This window comes from Bacillus sp. FSL L8-0193 (assembly GCF_037976065.1).
Taxonomy (GTDB): domain Bacteria; phylum Bacillota; class Bacilli; order Bacillales; family Bacillaceae; genus Bacillus; species Bacillus paralicheniformis.
Genome location: NZ_CP150261.1, coordinates 1,423,022 through 1,441,515, shown reverse-complemented (window position 1 = coordinate 1,441,515; position 18,494 = coordinate 1,423,022). Strand labels below are relative to the sequence as shown.

19 protein-coding genes and 1 pseudogene are annotated in these 18,494 nt (G+C 47.0%); 5 read left to right on the top strand and 15 right to left on the bottom strand.

From position 1 onward, the window contains the following. Positions 1 to 6: 6 nt before the first annotated feature. The 4 genes and pseudogenes from MHH76_RS07265 to ggt form a co-directional block, all read right to left on the bottom strand. A pseudogene (locus MHH76_RS07265) lies at positions 7 to 1,175 on the bottom strand (response regulator). Further along, a complete protein-coding gene (locus MHH76_RS07260) occupies positions 1,175 to 2,911 on the bottom strand; it encodes a histidine kinase (RefSeq protein WP_023856741.1) in 1,737 nt (578 codons plus the stop codon). The pseudogene MHH76_RS07265 and the gene MHH76_RS07260 overlap by 1 nt, the downstream one beginning before the upstream one ends. Before the next feature lie 13 nt (positions 2,912 to 2,924). Then, positions 2,925 to 3,569, bottom strand: a complete 645-nt coding sequence (locus tag MHH76_RS07255) for a YesL family protein (protein WP_023856740.1) — start codon at positions 3,567 to 3,569, stop codon at positions 2,925 to 2,927. Positions 3,570 to 3,703: 134 nt separating this feature from the next. Further along, a complete protein-coding gene (ggt, locus tag MHH76_RS07250; protein ID WP_023856738.1) occupies positions 3,704 to 5,461 on the bottom strand; it encodes a gamma-glutamyltransferase in 1,758 nt (585 codons plus the stop codon). Between the two features lie 332 nt (positions 5,462 to 5,793). On the opposite strand from ggt, the gene MHH76_RS07245 reads away from it, so the two are divergent. From MHH76_RS07245 to MHH76_RS07225, 5 genes are all read left to right on the top strand, one after another. Next, the gene (locus MHH76_RS07245) at positions 5,794 to 6,411 is read left to right on the top strand and encodes a DUF47 domain-containing protein (RefSeq protein ID WP_023856737.1); all 618 of its coding nucleotides are present in this window, start codon (positions 5,794 to 5,796) and stop codon (positions 6,409 to 6,411) included. 12 nt (positions 6,412 to 6,423) lie between these two features. Next, on the top strand, positions 6,424 to 7,422 hold the full coding sequence (locus MHH76_RS07240) for an inorganic phosphate transporter (protein ID WP_023856736.1): 999 nt from the start codon (positions 6,424 to 6,426) through the stop codon (positions 7,420 to 7,422). Positions 7,423 to 7,531: 109 nt separating this feature from the next. Next, on the top strand, positions 7,532 to 8,278 hold the full coding sequence (locus tag MHH76_RS07235; RefSeq protein ID WP_023856735.1) for a type II toxin-antitoxin system SpoIISA family toxin: 747 nt from the start codon (positions 7,532 to 7,534) through the stop codon (positions 8,276 to 8,278). Continuing rightward, complete coding sequence (locus MHH76_RS07230; RefSeq protein ID WP_023856734.1) at positions 8,278 to 8,451, top strand: type II toxin-antitoxin system SpoIISB family antitoxin; 174 nt, start codon at positions 8,278 to 8,280, stop codon at positions 8,449 to 8,451. Before MHH76_RS07235 ends, MHH76_RS07230 begins: the two co-directional genes overlap by 1 nt. A gap of 93 nt (positions 8,452 to 8,544) precedes the next feature. Next, complete coding sequence (locus MHH76_RS07225; protein ID WP_023856733.1) at positions 8,545 to 8,676, top strand: hypothetical protein; 132 nt, start codon at positions 8,545 to 8,547, stop codon at positions 8,674 to 8,676. Between the two features lie 66 nt (positions 8,677 to 8,742). Here the strand turns inward: MHH76_RS07225 and MHH76_RS07220 are convergent, their stop codons facing one another. From MHH76_RS07220 to MHH76_RS07170, 11 genes are all read right to left on the bottom strand, one after another. Next, positions 8,743 to 10,014: an MFS transporter gene (locus MHH76_RS07220; protein ID WP_023856732.1), complete on the bottom strand. Its 1,272-nt coding sequence runs from the start codon at positions 10,012 to 10,014 to the stop codon at positions 8,743 to 8,745. Between the two features lie 51 nt (positions 10,015 to 10,065). Next, a complete protein-coding gene (locus tag MHH76_RS07215) occupies positions 10,066 to 11,079 on the bottom strand; it encodes a zinc-binding alcohol dehydrogenase family protein (protein WP_023856731.1) in 1,014 nt (337 codons plus the stop codon). Between the two features lie 25 nt (positions 11,080 to 11,104). Then, entirely contained in the window at positions 11,105 to 11,953 is an 849-nt protein-coding gene (locus MHH76_RS07210; protein ID WP_023856787.1) for an SDR family oxidoreductase, read from the bottom strand. Beyond that, positions 11,929 to 13,026, bottom strand: coding sequence for a mannonate dehydratase (gene uxuA / locus MHH76_RS07205; protein WP_023856730.1), 1,098 nt, complete (start codon positions 13,024 to 13,026; stop codon positions 11,929 to 11,931). The genes MHH76_RS07210 and uxuA overlap by 25 nt, the downstream gene beginning before the upstream one ends. A gap of 20 nt (positions 13,027 to 13,046) precedes the next feature. Beyond that, positions 13,047 to 14,063, bottom strand: a complete 1,017-nt coding sequence (locus MHH76_RS07200) for a zinc-binding alcohol dehydrogenase family protein (protein ID WP_023856729.1) — start codon at positions 14,061 to 14,063, stop codon at positions 13,047 to 13,049. A 12-nt stretch (positions 14,064 to 14,075) separates the two neighbouring features. Then, positions 14,076 to 14,762, bottom strand: coding sequence for a GntR family transcriptional regulator (locus tag MHH76_RS07195; RefSeq protein WP_023856728.1), 687 nt, complete (start codon positions 14,760 to 14,762; stop codon positions 14,076 to 14,078). A 97-nt stretch (positions 14,763 to 14,859) separates the two neighbouring features. Continuing rightward, entirely contained in the window at positions 14,860 to 15,924 is a 1,065-nt protein-coding gene (locus MHH76_RS07190; protein ID WP_023856727.1) for an N-acetylmuramoyl-L-alanine amidase, read from the bottom strand. Between the two features lie 52 nt (positions 15,925 to 15,976). Then, positions 15,977 to 16,240 carry a phage holin gene (locus MHH76_RS07185; protein WP_023856726.1) on the bottom strand — a complete coding sequence of 88 codons (264 nt, stop codon included), beginning with the start codon at positions 16,238 to 16,240 and terminating at the stop codon, positions 15,977 to 15,979. A gap of 14 nt (positions 16,241 to 16,254) precedes the next feature. Next, positions 16,255 to 16,515: a hemolysin XhlA family protein gene (locus MHH76_RS07180; protein WP_023856725.1), complete on the bottom strand. Its 261-nt coding sequence runs from the start codon at positions 16,513 to 16,515 to the stop codon at positions 16,255 to 16,257. Positions 16,516 to 16,601: 86 nt separating this feature from the next. Beyond that, a complete protein-coding gene (locus MHH76_RS07175) occupies positions 16,602 to 17,777 on the bottom strand; it encodes a hypothetical protein (RefSeq protein WP_025811599.1) in 1,176 nt (391 codons plus the stop codon). 147 nt (positions 17,778 to 17,924) lie between these two features. Then, a complete protein-coding gene (locus tag MHH76_RS07170) occupies positions 17,925 to 18,311 on the bottom strand; it encodes a phage tail protein (protein WP_020451034.1) in 387 nt (128 codons plus the stop codon). Positions 18,312 to 18,494: the final 183 nt, after the last annotated feature.

Sequence of the window (18,494 nt, the reverse complement as noted above, 5' to 3'; positions counted from 1 at the left end):
GCGGCATTAAAACGTGTTTTCTTCTTTTTTTCGAAATTCTGACGGGGTGAGTCCTGTGTATTTTTTAAAAACAAGGCTGAAGTATTTCGGATTGTGGCCAAACCCCAGCTCCTCTGCCAGTGCGCCGATGGCCGTGTTTTTAGACTTCTTCATCTTCGCGATCGCTTTTTGATGCGCACCTTTGCAACATAGCTTGAAAACCTTTCACCGGTTTCCTGTTTAAACAGCTTGCCGAGATAATCCGGATTCATGTACAGCATGTTGCGGGCTGCCCATTTCAGCGAAAGCTTCGGATTTGAGGCCTCCTTTTCGATGAGATCGAGCATCCTCCCGATTAAAACCGATGTCTCTCCTTCATGTTGGACGATCTGTGCGTATGCCTTTTCGTACATAGCGGAGGCTTCGCTGATACTGCCGCTTTCGCTGAGTGATGCTTCAGGTTCAAATTGAAGCAGATGGCGTGAAAGTTCTTGGACGCTTTTCATTTTTTCCTCAAGTACGGCAGGAGCGACTTTTCCGTCAACTGCACAAACAAGCACTTGTTGAACGCAGGCCGAAGCGATGAAAGAACCGTTCAGCACCTCATCCGCAATGGACTCAACACCTTGGGCATAGTCTTTGTCATCCCCGTCCCGGACGGAAAACAGGATCAGTCTGATGACCTTTTGCTCTGAAAAAAAGCGCAGGCACGTTTCATCCTCGATACGGCTGCCCGTGACCAGCTCTTTTAACATTTGCTTCATAAGATGCGGCTTCATCATCTCCAGATCATTTTTTACTTTTTGCGCCGATTCCTCTTTTTTCAGCTCGCCGATCACGCTTTGAAGCGAATCTGTAATGTGGTTTTCATTGCAGGGTTTGAGCAAATAATGTCTGACTCCGTATGACATCGCTTTTTTTGCATATTCAAACTGGCCGAAGCCCGTCAGCAAAATAAACCGGATTGACGGGTAGTCGCGGGACACTTTCTCGATCAGTTCGAGTCCTCCCATCCCGGGCATTTTAATATCGCTGATCACAATGTCCGGCCGCTCTTCCATAATCAGGCGGTAAGCGTCAATCCCGTTTTGTGCGGCTCCGATCAAAGACGTTTCAAACGAACTCCACTCGATCATGCTGGAGATGCCGTCGAGAATAATCCGTTCATCGTCCGCCAACAGCACTTTATACATCATCACACCCCGCTTTGAAATGGTATTTTAATTAACATTTCGGTTCCCTTGTTCTTTTCGCTTGAAATCGTCAAGCCGTACCCTTTGCCAAACATCAGCTGAATGCGCTCATCGATATTTTGCAGTCCGATTCCTCTGCCTCTTGTCCGGACAAGCTCTCTTCTCGCTTTTTCCAAAAAGTCTTCATCCATGCCCGGTCCGTTGTCGGTAACCGTTAAATATACAAACCCGCCTTTTTTATATGCTTTAATGTGAATATGGCAAGGTTCAATGAAGGGCTCGAGACAGTATGTAATCGCATTTTCAGCCAAAGGCTGGAGGACAAGCTTTGGCACGCGGCATTTTTTCACCGCCGGCTCAATGTCGAGTTCAAAAACGAGCCGCTCCTCAAAGCGAAAACGCTGAATGGTAAAATAGTGGAGCACAATTTCAGCTTCTTCCTCGATCGTCACCACGTCGTTTTTCATATTGATGGCATTCCTGAGCAAAAACCCGAGGGATTCCGTCATCTTTGAAATTTGCGGCTGACGGTTCGTTTTTGCCAGCCAGTTGATCGACTCGAGCGTGTTGTATAAAAAGTGGGGGTTGATTTGCGCTTGGAGCGCTCTGAATTCCGTCTCTTTCAGCATCAGCTGCTTCTCGTAGTTCTCGGCAATCAGTTCATTGATCCGTTCAACCATTGTAAAAAAGTTGCGGTTTAAGACGCTGACTTCATCCTGCCGGTCTGAAGGAGCACGAGTGAGCGGCGCCAGTTTAAAATCGCCGGTTTGGACATTTTTCATGGCTGCCACCAGCTTCTCAATCGGACTCGTAATGCCCCTGGCCATTTTCCTTCCAAAGAGAACCGCAATCAGAAAGAAGAGAATAAAAAGGGAAATCAGGATCGTCTTCATCGCAGAGATTTTCGAAAACATCGCGTCAAAAGGGATCAGGCTCCAATACGTCCAATTCTTATACGCTGATTTGACATATGAAACGAAAAAGCGCTGGCCGTTTTCCTCCACAATGTCATATCCGTTTTCTGCGTGAGAAGATAAACGTAGTCCATCGGTTTCGCTGAAAGGCATTTCAGAAAAAAACAGCTCCTGCCCGTCCGACATCGCAATCTTGCCTGCGCCTTCCCCCCAGTCTTTCGGAAGATCGCCGATCACCCGTTTTAAATCGGCGACAATCACCACTGTTCCCAGGTGGTCAAGGTTTAAACGCTCATAGGAGCGAATTTCCCGGACGGATAACAGCTCGCCGGTTTCACCCGGCATAGGCTCCCACGTGTTGCCGCCTTTTTGGCGCGACGCTTTTTCGATCAGCGCATTCTTTTGCTCCCGCAATGCTTCGGTTAAATTCGCACCTGCGGAATACTCGGTTCCGGAAGCATCAAACAAATGAATCGATTTAATGTACCGCTTAGAGCCGGTATATTCGGCAAGCTTATCCCAGATTTTGCTTTTCATTCGGTAGGTCACGTATTTGTTTTGGCCGCGGCCGGCTTTCAGAAGGTTTGCTTGGATGGCGGCGTCAGTGGTCAGTTGATATGACACATCCTCAATCTTTTTCAATTCATCTTCAATGCTTTTTGATGATAACATCAGCACCTGTGACGACTTCCTGTAAATCTGCTGGTCATAGACACGGAACGCGTATTGAACGCCGCTCAAGATCAAGATGAGCGAAACGGCCATGATCAATGAAATCAAGATAAACAATTGATCTTTAATTTTTAAATGCTGATACCGGTTCACCGAACGAACACCTTCATTTCAAGCGTGTGACGGCAGCCTGCTTATCTGTCCGGCGCCCGTCTATTGCGCGGAACGCCTGAAACGAGAGCTTCGTCAAAATGAAGCTTAAAGCGCTGCCGCTGAAGAATAGAAGAAATGTGACATGAAATAAAGCGAGCAGAATCATGCCAAACGCGCTGATCAGCATGAAAAACGAGGTGAGCGGACGGGAAAAGCCGATGATAAAGCTGTATTTCAGCACTGCAATCCGTTTTAAATCGTAGTGGACATCAATTGGAAAAGCGTAAAAGAGGATGATGGCGTAAATGATAAACAAACTGATGAACAGACTTAAGACAACCGGCTGATCGTGAAAATAGACGGCCGCAATTTGAAAATCAACAATCAGCAATAAACCGATCAGACCCAATATCAAACCGAGAACGCTTGCTTTGGCCCATTTCTTTTTAAACGCCTGATAAAACGTCTGAAACACCGGGATATCCATCTTTCCCAGCGCCCACTGTCTTGTCACAGCGAACATCGCGGCAGTCGCCGGCGCTAAACCGAAGATGACCGCTCCCGCCAGCGTGAAGCCGATCCACAACAGATTCAAATAGGCGAGCCGCATCACCCACTCGCAAAAGCGGTAAAATCCATTTGCCAACGTGTGAATCATGGTCTCCCTCCTTCGCAACTTAGTAAACGCTTACAAAAAATATATTTCTCTTCTTTCGAAAAAAATCCTCTTTTCCCCGCTGACAGACGGAAGAAGGCTTGATCTAAAAGCCTTAGACCAAGCCCTTGCTTCCGCTATTTAGCCGATGTCTTAATGTTGACGCCGACCGCCGTCCCGTTTCTGCTTGAATCGGCAACCCCCATAAACGTTCTGTTCTCCCGGTCAATGAAAATACTTTGGACATTGCCGATATCAACCGGATTCGCACCGAATCTGTGGCCGAAGTCATTGAGCTTCAGTCTGACATCCTCCGGCATTCCCGATTCATAGCGGTAAGAAGTCAGGCTGTTCGTATAGATTCTCGGCTCTTCAATCGCATCCTGAAGGCTCATGCCGTACTCAAAATAATTCAAGATCGTCTGGAAAACGGAAGCAATGATCGTCGTTCCTCCCGGGGAACCAACAGTCAGCACCGGTTTTTCGTCTTTAAAAACGATCGTCGGCGTCATGCTTGAAAGCGGCCTTTTATTCGGCTGAACTTCGTTCGCTCCGCCTGGAACCGCATCAAAATCGGTCAGTTCATTGTTTAAAAACAGTCCGTACCCGGGCACTAAAATCCCCGTTCCAAAAAGCTGTTCAATCGTAGTCGTATAAGAGACAACATTGCCCCACTGGTCCGTGACGGTAAAATGCGTCGTCTCCCCGATCGTCTTATCTTCAGGCTGAGGCACGATCTCATAATTCGGCTCTCCCGCCTCGTATTTCCATGGATCGCCTGCTTTCACATCGCGGTTCATCGAATCAAGGCTGATCAGCTGCTGCCGCTCCTTAATATAATCGGGATCGAGCAGCCCTGAGAGCGGAACATCGACAAATTCTGGATCGCCCGCATATGCCGCCCTGTCCGCATAGGCGAGGTGCATCGTTTCCGCGAGCAGATGATATTTTTCAAATGATTTTGGATCGTATTGGGATAAATGAAAATCATCAATCAATTTCAGCATCTGCAGCATGAACACTCCGCCTGAACTTGGAGGAGGCATGCTTGCGATATCATAGCCGTGGTACTCGCCCCAGATCGGCTTATCTGTTGTGACCTCATAGCGGGACAGGTCATCAGGTGTCATCGAACCCCCGAAATCCTGCACGACATCTGCTATCGCCCGGCCGATTTCTCCATCATAAAAGGCTTTTGACCCTTCTTTCCGTATTAATTTAAACGTCTTGGCCAAATCCTTTTGTACGAGGATATCACCTTCTTTCAAAGGTTCACCGTCGGGAAGGAAAATATCCTTTGCGGCCGTTTTGCTGAGCTTGTCCTGATGGTCCTTTATCGCATCGGCCAAAACCGAATCGATCGGGAACCCTTCTTCTGCAAGCTTAACGGAAGGCGATATCAAGTCTTCCATTTTCTTCGTTCCCCACTTTTTATGCGCTGCTTCGAGCCCTTTCAGCGTTCCCGGCACACCGACCGCATTTCCGTGTCTCGACCTTTCTGAAAAAGGAATCACCTTTCCGTCTTCATCCAAAAACATGTCAGGTTCGGCACCCTGTGGAGCACGCTCCCTGCTGTTGACGATCGACGTTTCCTTCGTCTCGCCATCGTAGACCATCATGAATCCACCGCCGCCGATTCCCGACATCATCGGCTCCGTTACATTCAGAGCATACTGAATCGCAATTGCTGCATCAATGGCATTCCCGCCCTTTTTCAACACCTCGGCTCCGATTTTTGATGCAAGCGGATGGGCCGTAGCCACCATACCGTCTTTCCCGACGGCGATTTTATCACCATCTCCGCCGCTCATAACCCCTTCTGCTTTTGACACCGGACTGAAAAAGCAACCAACCGCCAAGCAAATCGCAACAACTAAGAAAGCTAACCGTCTCATCAGATCACCTTCCTTTCCAGTTTATTACTACTATAACAGGAAAGCGAACTGAAAATAAGGAAAACTCCCAATTTTCTATTTTTTTGAACCCAAACTCCCAAATTCCTCAAAAAAATCCTGTCATTCGTTCTTTTGACACAATTAGCTGAAAGGAGAAAACGCCTATTGTCATCATAAAATCCCGGATGGCAGCTGGTGCTTGCGCCCACCTAAAAGATGTGAATATCTAAAAATTAAATGGTTTTTTTCGACTGCACCTGTTTTTTTTCGACAAAAAGTTATATAATATTTTGATGTGTGCATTGTCTCATTTAAACAATGGAGGGTTACAAATGTTGAAAAGAAAAAAAGACAAGTTTTCCGTGCTTTTGACGGAAATTGCAAAAAATTTAGACGAAACAGCTGAGTATTTTGTTAACTATAAAGTGACGAATCAGACAACCCTTAAAGAATTCGCGGATACCTTAAAAGAGTATGAGACAAAAGGAGATAATTATGTACATACGATGATTAAGGAGCTGAACAAAGCATTTATCACGCCGATCGAACGCGAAGACATCCTTCAGCTTACAAACAGCCTCGATGATGTACTCGACGGTATCGAACACTTTTCAGCCATGATGGAAATCTTCTCGATCACATCTTCAGATGAGCATATTGATAAATTCAGCGGCTATATCAGAGAATGCGCAAAAGAAATTCTGTTGACAATTGAATTGCTGGCGGAAAATCGCCTGACAGAAATTCAGCCGCACGCCATTAAAATTAAAGAATACGAACATAACTGCGATAACCTGCACCGCAAATCGCTGAAGAATCTTTTCGGGAAAGAGACCGATCCGATTAAAGTGATCCAGTACAGGGAAATCTATGAGACGCTAGAAGAAATCGCAGATTCATGCCAAAGTGTAGCAAACAATTTAGAAACCATCATAATGAAAAATGCGTAACGAGGGATTATAATGGATCTTTTATTTGTATTAACCATACTGATTGTCATCTTTGCTTTGGCATTTGACTTTATCAACGGTTTTCATGATACGGCAAATGCGATCGCCACCTCGGTATCGACAAAAGCGTTAAAACCAAGGCACGCCATTATAATGGCGGCAGTTATGAACTTCGCCGGCGCCATGACGTTCACAGGCGTAGCGAAAACCATTACGAGCGACATCGCCGACCCTTTCAAACTGGAAAACGGATCGGTCGTGATCCTTGCAGCTCTTATCGCAGGCATTACATGGAACCTGGTGACTTGGTATTTCGGCATTCCCAGCAGCTCATCCCACGCGATCATCGGAGCGATTGCCGGAGCTGTCATCGCATCGGAAGGATTCGCCGCGATTAAATACCACGGATTTATTAAAATTATCGAAGCACTTATATTATCGCCCGTTTTGGCGTTTGTTTTAGGATATTTGATCTACAGCATCGTCAAAGTCATTTTTAAGAACAGCAATCTGGCCAAAACGAATAAGCGGTTCCGGCGCGTTCAAATCGCGACAGCTGCCATACAGTCCTATACACACGGCACGAACGATGCACAGAAAGCGATGGGTATCATTACGATGGCTTTAATTGCGGGTAACTTGCACAGTACAACTGACATCCCGTTCTGGGTGCAGCTTGCATGCGCCACAGCCATGGGACTCGGAACATCTGTCGGCGGCTGGAAAATCATCAAAACCGTCGGCGGAAAAATCATGAAGATCCGTCCCGTCAACGGTGTCTCTGCAGATTTGACGGGAGCCCTCATCATCTTTGGTGCGACGATCGTCCATTTGCCTGTCAGCACGACACACGTCATTTCTTCATCCATTTTAGGCGTAGGCGCTTCCCACCGGGTGAAAGGCGTAAACTGGGGCACCGCAAAACGGATGTTGATCACATGGGTCATTACCCTTCCCATTTCGGCAACCATCGGTGCATTTGCCTATTTCATACTAGATTTATTCTTTTAATCAGCACACTCCCGTCCGAATCCAGGACGGGAGTTTTCATGTTTAAAAGAAAGCCGGCATAACAATAGAATAGGAACTGCACTATTTCTCGGGAAGAGGGAAACCAGTTATGCTGCTATTTTATCAATTCCTTGTTTGGCTCATTGTATTGGCGCTGGCTCTGTATGTGGCTGCCGTGTGGCGTTTTGAAAAAAAGCTCACCGAAAAAACGGTCGCGATCCGAAAAACGTGGTACCTGCTTTATGTTATCGGCGCCGTGATTTATTGGACGCACGATCCGCAGTCGATTTTCACAAACCCGCTTCATTACTTGATCGTTGCCGTTTTTTTCACGCTGACAGACGCTTTTATTTTCTTAAACGCTTACTTTAAAAAGCTCGGCAGCTCCGAACTCGCGACAGACACAAGAATGCTTCTCGAAGAAAACAACGACCTCCTCCACACATATCAAAACAGGCTGAAAACGTTTCAATACCTATTGAAAAACGAACCGATCCACATCTATTATGGAAATATAGAAGCATATGCAGAAGGGATCGAAAAGCTCATCAAACGATTTGCCGAAAAAATGAATATATCCGCTGCACTTTGCGAATATAATTCAGAAGAAAGCAAGGATCATTTGCTTGAGCATATGGAAAACCGCTTCGATGTTCAAGAAAAGCTTGAGCGCAAAGACGTTTATTATGAAGAAAATGGAAAAATGGTCCTCATTCCTTTTTCCATCCACGATTTTGACTATGTCATGAAGTTAACCTCAGAAGACCTTGTCACAGAATTTGACTACCTCCTGTTTACTTCTTTAACAAGCATCTATGATCTTCTGCTACCAAACGAAGAGGACGGTGACGACTGATGGAGCCTGCTTTTCAGCAAGACCATGAAAGCGCAAAAAAGCGCCTCGCCTTTAAAATGTTTAAAAAGCAATCCAAAACCAATATCGCGAAATACGAAGTCAGCCCCCATACCGAACGGATTTTCCGGCAAAACGAACGGCTGATCGGCGAGTATAAAAGAAAAAAAGCTTAACGAGGACGGGAAAATTCTCCCGTCCTTATTCCGTTTTCCCGTTTCATACATACAATAAACCAATCAACTAAAAGCGCTGAATTAGGTGATGCTGTGAAAAAACTGAAAAAACAAGTCAAACACGTCGATTTCGCAAAATTTGGCCTGTCAGACTATACCTCTCTTCTCAGAAGAAGAAGCGAGAAAATCATTAAAACGCTGAACAAAAGAAAAAACAAACCGTGAAGCCTGAACTTTCAACCTCCTTCCCTGCTGAGAAGGGGGTTTTTTATGCCTTCAGCAGTATGTGCATCATAAAGGATGCCCCTGTCCGCCTTCTGCAACAGATTGAGGCAGCTTCTCAGAACGTATCGGTTTCACAAACAAAGCGACGCAAATAGAACCTGCCACCGCCAGCCCTCCCGCAAGCAAAAAAGCGCTTGTGAAAGCCCCGGTATACTCGACGATGTACCCTGTAACGGTCGGACCGATAATACCGGACGTATTGGCAAGAAAGTGCATGAATCCGCTAACACCCCCGACCCTGTCCGGATGAACGATATCCTGTATAATCGCCCAGTATGTGATGCCGGTCAAATACAAAAAGAAAACCGATAGTGCGACAAGGGCAACAGCTCCAAACGCAGTCGTGACAAGCCCGGCAAATCCAATGCATACCGCCGCAGCCAAAAGGCAGCACACAAGCACGGCTTTTCTCGAAAACATCTGTTTGCCCGTCAGCTTGAACAGATAATCCGATATAAATCCCCCAAGCGCGAGACCGAGAAATCCGACAACCCACGGTATCATCGTTGCAACGCTCATATCGTGTATGCTCAGCCCCCGGGCTGACGTTAAATAGCTCGGAAACCACGTTAAGAAAAAGAATAAAATATAGTTGTAAGAAAAGAATGCGAACGCCGTAAACAGCACGGTCGGCTGCCTCAAATAAAAAGACAGCGGGATGCCGGTATCCTTTTTCGGACGCGCTTCTTTTTCAGGGGACAAACTGCGGGAGTCGTCCGGCTTATCTTTCATGAATTTCATCCAGAACCAAGTCCAGATAAGCCCGATGATCATGATCAACACAAAGGAAGCCTTCCACCCCCAATGGATCGCGATCAATCCGACGATCGGTCCTGAAATGGCTCCGCCGAGCGGCGTTCCGCACATCGTCATGCCAAGCGCCCTTGCTCTTTCTTTTTGCGGAAACCAATTGTTGACCGACTTGCTCGTTGCAGCTGACAGCGGACCTTCCCCCATGCCGAAAATGACGCGGATGATAAACAGTGAGACGAAATTATATGTCAGTGCAATGGCCCCGCTGAAAACCGACCATACGACCATTGCAGCCGACAGCGTATGTTTCGCTCCATACTTATCTGATGCCCAGCCGCCGATAAAATTAAAGATGGCATATCCGATGAAAAAACTGCTGAACAGCATGCCCATCTGCGCCGGACGTATGTTCAAATCTTCCTGAATAAAAGGAGCGGCGACAGACAATGCTGAACGATCCAAATAATTAATCACTCCCGCCAGAAAAAGCATCACGATGACAAACCCGCGGCCGTTTGAAAACATGGGCAACCCCCTCTTTCCGGAATTTAGAAAACGCTTTCATTTTATGTGGTATTACAGATGGATCAACACTTTCACAGGATTGGTTTCCGGAGCAAGTGCTGATTGAAATCCGTCAACAACATCGCGAAACGCAATCTGTCCGGTAACAAACCGGTTCGCATCCGCTCCGCCATCCCTGATGGCTTTTATCACCGTCTCAAAATCGCTTCTTAATGCGTTGCGGCTGGATAAAATGGTCAGCTCCCGCTTGTGGATTTCAGGATCGGGCATGACCAGATGGCCGTGAACCAGCCCGACATAGATCAGCCGGCCCCCGTGTGCGGCGTATTGATAAGCGCTGTTCATCGATCCAAGGTGCCCTGTCGCGTCAAAGACAGCCGCCGGATAGTCGCGGTTCGTCAACCGTTTGATCTCATCCGCCGCATGTTCTCCCGCTAATACAACTTCATCGGCTTCAGCCCATTCACGGCTAAATGTGAGGCGCTCATTCCTGACATCCATCGCGATGACTTTCGCCCCCTTCAATTTTGCGAATCTCATCACGCTGAGCCCGATGGGACCCGCTCCAACGACAAGCACCGCTTCCCCTTTTTTGATATTTGCCCTTTCTGCAGCGTGGGCGCCGATGCTCAAACATTCAATGACAGCAGCTTCGCTGAGCGTCAATCCTTCTGTTTTTAACAGGTGGTCTGCCGGGATGTTTATGTATTCCCGCATGCCCCCGTCTGTATGAACACCGAGGACGTTCAGATTCACGCAGCAGTTGGGCCGGCCGTGCCGGCAGGCGATGCATGTTCCGCATTCCAAATAAGGAATAATTGACACTTGATCGCCAGGCTTAAGCGTTCCGCCGGTATCATCGATGCTGACAATTTCACCGGACAGCTCGTGTCCGAGCACCCTTGGATAAGAGAAAAACGGCTGTTTTCCGCAATAAGCGTGAAAATCGGTCCCGCAAATTCCGATCCGTTTGATGCGGACCAATGCTTCCCCATCCTTAAGTTCCGGTATTTTCACATCCGTCATTTTAAAATGATAAGGCTTTTCACACACAATCTGCTTCATGTATCGGCCTCCTTTATCGCATCGTTTAGACACCGGCATAAGCCGTAAACCCGCCATCCACCGGCACTGTTATACCGGTAACAAATCCGGACATATTCTCATCCGCCAGCCAAAGCAGCGTCCCCAGCAAATCTTCCGGGCTGCCGAAACGCTTCATCGGGGTGTGAGAGATGATCTTCTTTGCCCTGTCGGTAAATTCGCCGTTTTGATCAAGAAGAAGCCGTTCATTTTGATTGGTTAGGAAAAATCCCGGGGCAATGGAGTTGACCCTGATCCCCGTTTCGGCCAGATAGACGGCCAGCCATTTCGTGAAATTGTCGATGCCCGCTTTCGCAGCACTGTAAGCAGGCACTTTCGTCATCGGAGTTTGAGCGCTCATTGAAGAAATATTGATCACGGATGCCCCTTTTTGGTTCAGCATCATTTTTGCAAATTGCTGTGTTGGAATGAAAGAACCGAGGAAGTTTAAATTGAAAACAGAACCGACATCATCGCAGTTCAGATCAAATAATGTCTTGATGTTATCCTGGAAGAGGTGCTCGGAGTTGAATGTTTCATCTGATGTCGTGCCATTGGGGTGATTGCCGCCGGCCCCGTTCACCAATAGATCACAGCCGCCGAATCGGTCGGCCACAACGCGCTTCGCCCGTTCAACGCTTCGTTGATTGATGACATCACACTCAACGGCAATCGCTGCGCCGCCGGCTTTTCGAATAGCTTCGGCCACGAGTTCTCCTTTTTCAACGGTTCGATTAAGAATGGCAACATTCATACCCTGCCGGCCGAGCTCTCTCGCCATCGCGCCGCAAAGCACCCCGCTGCCGCCTGTGATGACCGCAGTTTTTCCCGCTAAATTTTCATGGATTTCAAGCATTGTGAAGCCCCCTGTTCTTCTCTATTAAGCGAATCCCATATGCCCCATAAATACATGATACCGAGCGCCCTGTCATACAGTCCGTAGCCGGGCCTGCACTTTTCATCCCAGATGTGGCGGCCGTGATCCGGACGTACATAGCCTGAAAAACCTGTTTCATGGTAGGCTTTTACAATCCCGCAAATGTCAACGGTGCCATCTTTTGTTCTGTGCGATGTTTCGATAAAATCGCCGTTTTCGTAGACTTTGACGTTGCGGATATGGGCAAAGGGAATCCGGTCGGCATACGCACGGATCATGGCGGTAAGATCATTTTCGGGATTTGCGCCCAATGAACCGCTGCACAGTGTCACACCATTAGCCGGATGATCGACAAGCTGGAGAAGCCGACCGATGCTTTCTCCTGAGGTCATGATGCGCGGGAGTCCGAAAACCGGCCACGGCGGATCATCGGGATGGATCGCCATTGTGATTCCGCAGCGTGCGGCGGTTGGAATGATGTGTTCAAGAAAATAGTGAAGATGGCTCCACAGATCCTCCTCCGTCACATTTTGATAGGCTTCAAACAGCCTTGTCAGATGCTCCAGCCGCTCCGGTTCCCAGCCCGGCATCGTGAATTCGGGATGCTTGGCGATTTGATCGACAAGCGCAAAAGGATCGATTGTGTGCACCTTTACGTGCTCATAAAACAGAGCGGTGGAACCGTCTGGAGCCTTTTTGTATAAATCGGTCCGCAGCCAGTCAAATACAGGCATAAAATTGTAGCAGATCACTTTTACGCCGGCTTTGGCCAAATTTTCAATCGTTCGCTTGTATTTTTCAATATACAGATCTCTCGTCGGCAGCCCGAGCTTAATATCCTCATGAATGTTAACGCTTTCAACAACTTCAATGTGAAAACCGTGCTGTTCACACTGCCGCTTCACTTCTAACATTTCTTCCAATGGCCACTCTTCACCTGGCGGCTGATGATGAAGCGCCCAAACGATCCCCTCTACACCGGGAATTTGCCTGATCTGCTCAAGGGTGACGGAGTCGTTTCCTTCTCCATACCATCTGAAAACCATTTTCATCACACTTCCTCCTCACCGATTCAATAAGATAAAATGATCTTTGTGACCTGATGGGGACAGTTTTTCGCTTTTTTCAATGCCTCTTCTATTTCTGTAAAAGGCATGATCTCAGTGACAAAAGATCGGGCTATTTCGGGGTTTTCATTCAAAAATTGAATGACGTCGGGAAATTGATTGACACTGTGTTTTGTTCCGTAAATTTCAATATCTTTCTTTGTGAGAAGAAGACCCGGAATCGTCACATTTTCCCCCGTTAAGCCGACAATGACAATGCGCCCGGCGGCAGCTGCCAAATGGACGGATTGCTCAATCGTCGCGGGAATCCCGGCCGCTTCGAACACAATCCCCGCTCCTTCTCCGTCTGTCAGCTTCAGAATCATTTGCTCGGCATCCTCTTCACCAGGCTGTATAACGGCATCCGCACCGAATGCTTCGGCAAGCTCAAGCCTTTCCCGTACGGGATCGACAGCGATTACACGGGAGTCAAAGCGCTTTTTAAGCTGTGCCAAAATCGTTAACCCGATCGGACCCATTCCCAATATGACAATCGTTTCGCCTGTTTGAATAGCTGCCCGCCGAACCGCCTGCGCTCCGATGGAAAACGGCTCGCACAACGCTGCGGCTGCAAAATCCATTTGCTCAGGAATCGGATGGACATGCGTTTCCGGGACAATGATAAAATCAGCGAAGCCTCCTCTGCGAACCGATCCGATCATATCGATGTTCACACAGGCGTTTGTCCTCCCTTTCCGACAAGGGTAACAGCCTCCGCACGGAATAGCCGGTTCAATTACGACCCTTTCGCCCGCGGATCGCTCCCTCACCCCGGCCCCCGTTTTTTCAATGATGCCTGCGAGCTCATGACCAAAAATCTGAGGGTACTGTGCATATGGATTTGAACCGTCGTAAAAATGCACATCACTGCCGCAAATCCCGGCGGCCTTTACCTTGACAAGGACTTCGCCGCTGGCCGGTTCGGGACGCGGAACGTCGCGAAATTCAATTGAAAATGGCTTCGTCATCACCGCAGCTTTCACATCACCACTCCTTTAAAAGCGCTTACTTTTGAAATAACCGGGAAACTCATTAATGAGCATCTGTTTATCAACGATGACCAGCTGCAAATGCTCCTCGGCAATTTTCTTAGCTTTCGCCTTCTGTTTTGTTCGAATCGCTTCTGTTAATGCCCCGTGCTGCTGATGAATGGTATTCCAGTTAAAATCGGCGGCAAGCCTTAATAAACGGATTCTTTGGAAGGGAACGTTCATCTGCTGAATCGCAGCCCAAACATTCGCTTTTCCGCAGCCTTCAAAAATCGCCTGATGAAAAGCTTCATCCAATTCAAACAAACTTTCATAGTTTTTCTGTGCAATCGATAATTCCTGCATCTTCACATTCTGCTCCAACTTAAACATAGCTTCCTCCGGAAAGTCTTCACACGCCAGTTCAGCTACAGCCTTTTCCAGGTTTTCCCGCATAAACCTCGCTTCCTCCACCAGATCAAGATCAATTAGCGATACGCGGGTTCCTTTCTGCGGATAGACTTCGAGAAGCCCTTCTCTCGACAGCTGCAAAAAAGCCTCTCTGACCGGAGTGCGGCTGACTTCATACCGTTCTGAAATCTCTTTTTCCGATATCAGCTCACCCGGCACAAGCCGAAACTTCATGATTTCTTCCTTCAGCATCTGATAGATTTGGTCTCTGACAGACCGCGGGTTTAACTGTTTCATTGTCATGACTCTCACCTCCTCTCTGCCATACTACCATACAAGTATGGTTGTGAATATATATTTTTGAAAATTTTAAAAATATAAAGGAACTTTAAAAGTTCCTTTATTTCAAGAGAGCAAGGATTTTCGCTTTTGTCTTCGGTCCGTATATTCCGTCCGCCCCCAAACCGTACATCAACTGAAAACGTTTCACCGCGTTTGCCGTCTTCACTCCGTAGTATCCGTCGATCCCGTGGTTTTTGGCCCCTTTATCAGGGTAATAATAAAGAGCCGCAAGGGCTGTCTGAATTTGTGTGACGGCCGTTCCTTTCATCAGCGGGCTTTTCACCTTATAAATGCCGGCGGGAAGAGTCCATGTCTTGCTCTTACCGCCCGCTGACGCTTCAGCGGCTGTGAGGGCTTTTTCAGTTGCCGGGCCGTAAATGCCATCGGCTTTAATTCCCGCTTTCTTTTGTAAAGAAGCAACCGCTTGCACCGTCTCGTTTCCGTAGCTTCCGTCCGCCCCGTATTTGGGCAGCGAAAAACCGGCCGCGATCAAGCGCGTTTGCAGCTTTTTCACATGAGCGCCTGACATTCCTTTTTTGAGTATAATGCCCGACGATGAGCTTGTTTTGCTGGTGGAGGCAGCTGACACGGATACGGTTTTCGTTCCCAAAAGGGCGTCTACTCTTTTACGGAAAGCTGACAATTGGCCGGCATCTTTCACCCACGGGGTTGGACAGCTTTTGTTGGTGACATCGTAATGGCGGACAATCCGATCTGTGGACAAACCGTATGTCTTGCACAAATCAGCTACAAGCTCTGCCGCATTGCGAATCGTCTTTTCATGGATGGTACCGTCTTTTTCCACGCACATTTCGACCCCGAGCGCCATGGTATTGGCATTCGGCTTCAGGAAGCTGACATAGCAGCGGTTTTGATCATGCGCATGATAAGCGACTTCCTGATCGGGAATAACATGCTGTGCCTCATGGCGGTCGACAAAATAGTGAGCCGAGGCATAACGCTTGTCAATAATGCAAGTGCCATTGAAATAATTGCGCTCATTTAAAGCGGAAGCCCCGGGCGTCGCCGTCCAATGCATGACAATTCCATTGACTGCCGCAAGCTTCAGCCCGGGACGGGTGTATTGATTGACTTTTACAAAGTTCTTGATGACTTTGACCAAACTTCATCATTCCTTTTCACATTCAATTCAGAAAGCCGCCTCAAAGACGGCTTCATTTCGTTAAACCTTTTTTCTGTAAAACCTCTTGTTGCATTTTCCCTTTGCTCGTCAAATAGTTGTTCTTATACCAGGCAACCAGTGATGCAACGATCGTAAAAGCCGCAGACCCTGCCGAATACAGGGCATCCGCCAATGTATGAATCTGATCTTCGGCGACCGGTAAAACCGGCTTTCCAAACATGATCAACGTCTGATTGACCAGCGCAATAAAAAGAAGCACCGTCCTGACGACCGTGCCTTTGTCGATATGTTTCATCATCTTGTCCTCCCTTATTTCTGCAATAAATTATAAAAAACAGCGATCGCTCCGCCGATGATGCCGGTGCTGACCGCTGTAATGATCGCGCCTGTGATGCTGCGCTTGATCCAAGTTGTATTCTCTTCGATTTTGTTCAGTTTTTCGTTAATTGAGATGATTTGCTGATCGTGGCGGTCTGATGTTCGTTCGAGTGTGCTGACGCGTTTTTCGAGTATTTTTTGCCCGGACTTTAATTCTGTAATCTCTTTCTGAAAAATATCGTTTGATTGCACCGTCTCTTATCCCCCTTTACACATGTACTCGACATTCATTATGCCGACAAAAAAGTATGATATCAAAATGTATAACCCCTTACTTTTTAAAGGGGAATCACTTCATCTAAACCATAAGATGTAATGTTCTCAAGTTTATCTGCAATCTGGCCTTCCAATCTCATATTTCCATCAGGTTCAATATATAACTTAGTCATCCCTGTGGTACCGAAAATCGGAACAATTCTGCTTCGAAATTTTGACGGCCGATAGGCTTCCGGAAGTGTCCCAAAAACAACACCCCTTTTTGTCACAATTTCCCCCTCTAATATTAGAAGTCCGCCTATTAAACCACAACGCACCTTTCGATCACCATGGGAAGCTCCGTTCTTAAGGGGAACTTCGGTCCAGGCAGGCTCTAAATCAGCAGCTGTTATAATTCGCTTCCATCCCTTAAAAATTCCATCAGTATGAACAGATCCATGCCATAATGTATTATCATAAGTCCGCCATGCATATATTGTTTTTCGTTCTAAATCAGCCTCAATGACATCATAGGTAAACCAGGAACTATCTTGAACCGGGTTATTTTGTACCTCATTCCCTAATGCAACATAAAATCCGGTCGGCAGTTTTAAAATATCTGCTCCACTTTGCAATCTTGTCCTTGAACCTTGATCATTCGTTAACTTGTATAATTGTCCGCTACTCCATTTTTTACGTTCTTGTTCGGAAATATGAAGGTCGGGGTTGTCCGCATGAGCATCCACTTTTGTTTGAGACCCTGCTGTTGTTTCCAATTCCGTCCATTCCGTCCATTTACCCCCCAAAATTGATTTTCGATAGGTTTTATTTGCTCTGTCAAAAGCGATGATTTGTCCTTCATTTCCCTCAGAATTACATGTCCAAATTCCTCTGATAGAAGGACCAGGTCCGTTTAGTGCCCCTGACTCCGCCGTAAAGTGAATAAGTCCTGTATGCTGAGGGAGGACAACATGAAAATCTTCATTTTCATGAATATTAATTTTCCCTTGCCCATCTTCCTGAGTAATATTAAACAGTTGACTTTCATTCCACCTGTGTCGATCATGTTCTGTAATATGCAGTGTGCCGTCTTTCACATGTGAATCCAGCTCTTTTTTTGTTGCTGTTTTTTGATCGATCTCATCAATATAGTTTACAATCAGTTGATCATTTTCATTGAGCTGATCGACAACTTTATTAAAAAGATCAGCATGGGCACGATCTGTTGTTTTAAAACTCATTGGTTTTTTTATATCCATCCTGTTTTCGCCTCTCATTCAATTGTGATGACTATTGCTGTATTTTTTTAGGTTTGGCACCACTCTGGTGTATTTGCTTCTTATTTAGGATAAAAAAACAGGAACCTGGCGTCTCGGTTTTTGGATGTCCACCTTGTTTCAGCTCCTTTAATAAATGTCGTCGATTTCGAAGACGAACTCGATGTCGCCGTCTTTTTGCTTGTCTGTCATCGTTCTGACCGCTGTGAATTTTCCGGCTTCATCGACAAGGGCAAGCTCGTTGATCGTCTCTCCTGCCAGTTCGCTTTCTCCCAAAGTGCATGTATAGCGGACTTTCGCCGGTTCCATGAAGACAAAGCCGTCGATTTCCTTTTGCAAGAGTTCGTTTTTCAGCGCCTGTTCGTTGCCCTGTAAAGCAACGGGTTCACCTTTATCGTTTGTACCTCCGTTTCCGAAAGCCATTTTTGTGATTTTGGTGAGCTTGCCCCCCTCAGCCCGTGCTTTTGCCATTTGCTGTCTCGCATAAAGCGTTGTCACTGTTAATTGTTGTGCCATTTTGATTTCTCCTTTACAATGCGATTTTTTGCGCCGCTGCTGCCAGCTGCTTCGTTCCGTCGAGCAAAAATGCGCCGTTTAACGTCCACCACTTCTCCCTCATTTCTAGCGCGCCTGCTTGCTTAAATTCATGCTCGCATTTGCAGCTGATTTTGAAGGATTGGATCTGTTTGTTTTGATTGG

Excerpts from the sequence above, each read along its gene's own strand:
- MHH76_RS07255 (WP_023856740.1), bottom strand. The coding sequence starts at position 3,569 with ATGATTCACACGTTGGCAAATGGATTTTACCGCTTTTGCGAGTGGGTG.
- ggt (WP_023856738.1), bottom strand. The coding sequence starts at position 5,461 with ATGAGACGGTTAGCTTTCTTAGTTGTTGCGATTTGCTTGGCGGTTGGT.
- MHH76_RS07245 (WP_023856737.1), top strand. The coding sequence starts at position 5,794 with ATGTTGAAAAGAAAAAAAGACAAGTTTTCCGTGCTTTTGACGGAAATT.
- MHH76_RS07240 (WP_023856736.1), top strand. The coding sequence starts at position 6,424 with ATGGATCTTTTATTTGTATTAACCATACTGATTGTCATCTTTGCTTTG.
- MHH76_RS07235 (WP_023856735.1), top strand. The coding sequence starts at position 7,532 with ATGCTGCTATTTTATCAATTCCTTGTTTGGCTCATTGTATTGGCGCTG.
- MHH76_RS07230 (WP_023856734.1), top strand. The coding sequence starts at position 8,278 with ATGGAGCCTGCTTTTCAGCAAGACCATGAAAGCGCAAAAAAGCGCCTC.
- MHH76_RS07220 (WP_023856732.1), bottom strand. The coding sequence starts at position 10,014 with ATGTTTTCAAACGGCCGCGGGTTTGTCATCGTGATGCTTTTTCTGGCG.
- MHH76_RS07215 (WP_023856731.1), bottom strand. The coding sequence starts at position 11,079 with ATGAAGCAGATTGTGTGTGAAAAGCCTTATCATTTTAAAATGACGGAT.
- MHH76_RS07210 (WP_023856787.1), bottom strand. The coding sequence starts at position 11,953 with ATGCTTGAAATCCATGAAAATTTAGCGGGAAAAACTGCGGTCATCACA.
- uxuA (WP_023856730.1), bottom strand. The coding sequence starts at position 13,026 with ATGAAAATGGTTTTCAGATGGTATGGAGAAGGAAACGACTCCGTCACC.
- MHH76_RS07195 (WP_023856728.1), bottom strand. The coding sequence starts at position 14,762 with ATGACAATGAAACAGTTAAACCCGCGGTCTGTCAGAGACCAAATCTAT.
- MHH76_RS07185 (WP_023856726.1), bottom strand. The coding sequence starts at position 16,240 with ATGAAACATATCGACAAAGGCACGGTCGTCAGGACGGTGCTTCTTTTT.
- MHH76_RS07175 (WP_025811599.1), bottom strand. The coding sequence starts at position 17,777 with ATGGATATAAAAAAACCAATGAGTTTTAAAACAACAGATCGTGCCCAT.
- MHH76_RS07170 (WP_020451034.1), bottom strand. The coding sequence starts at position 18,311 with ATGGCACAACAATTAACAGTGACAACGCTTTATGCGAGACAGCAAATG.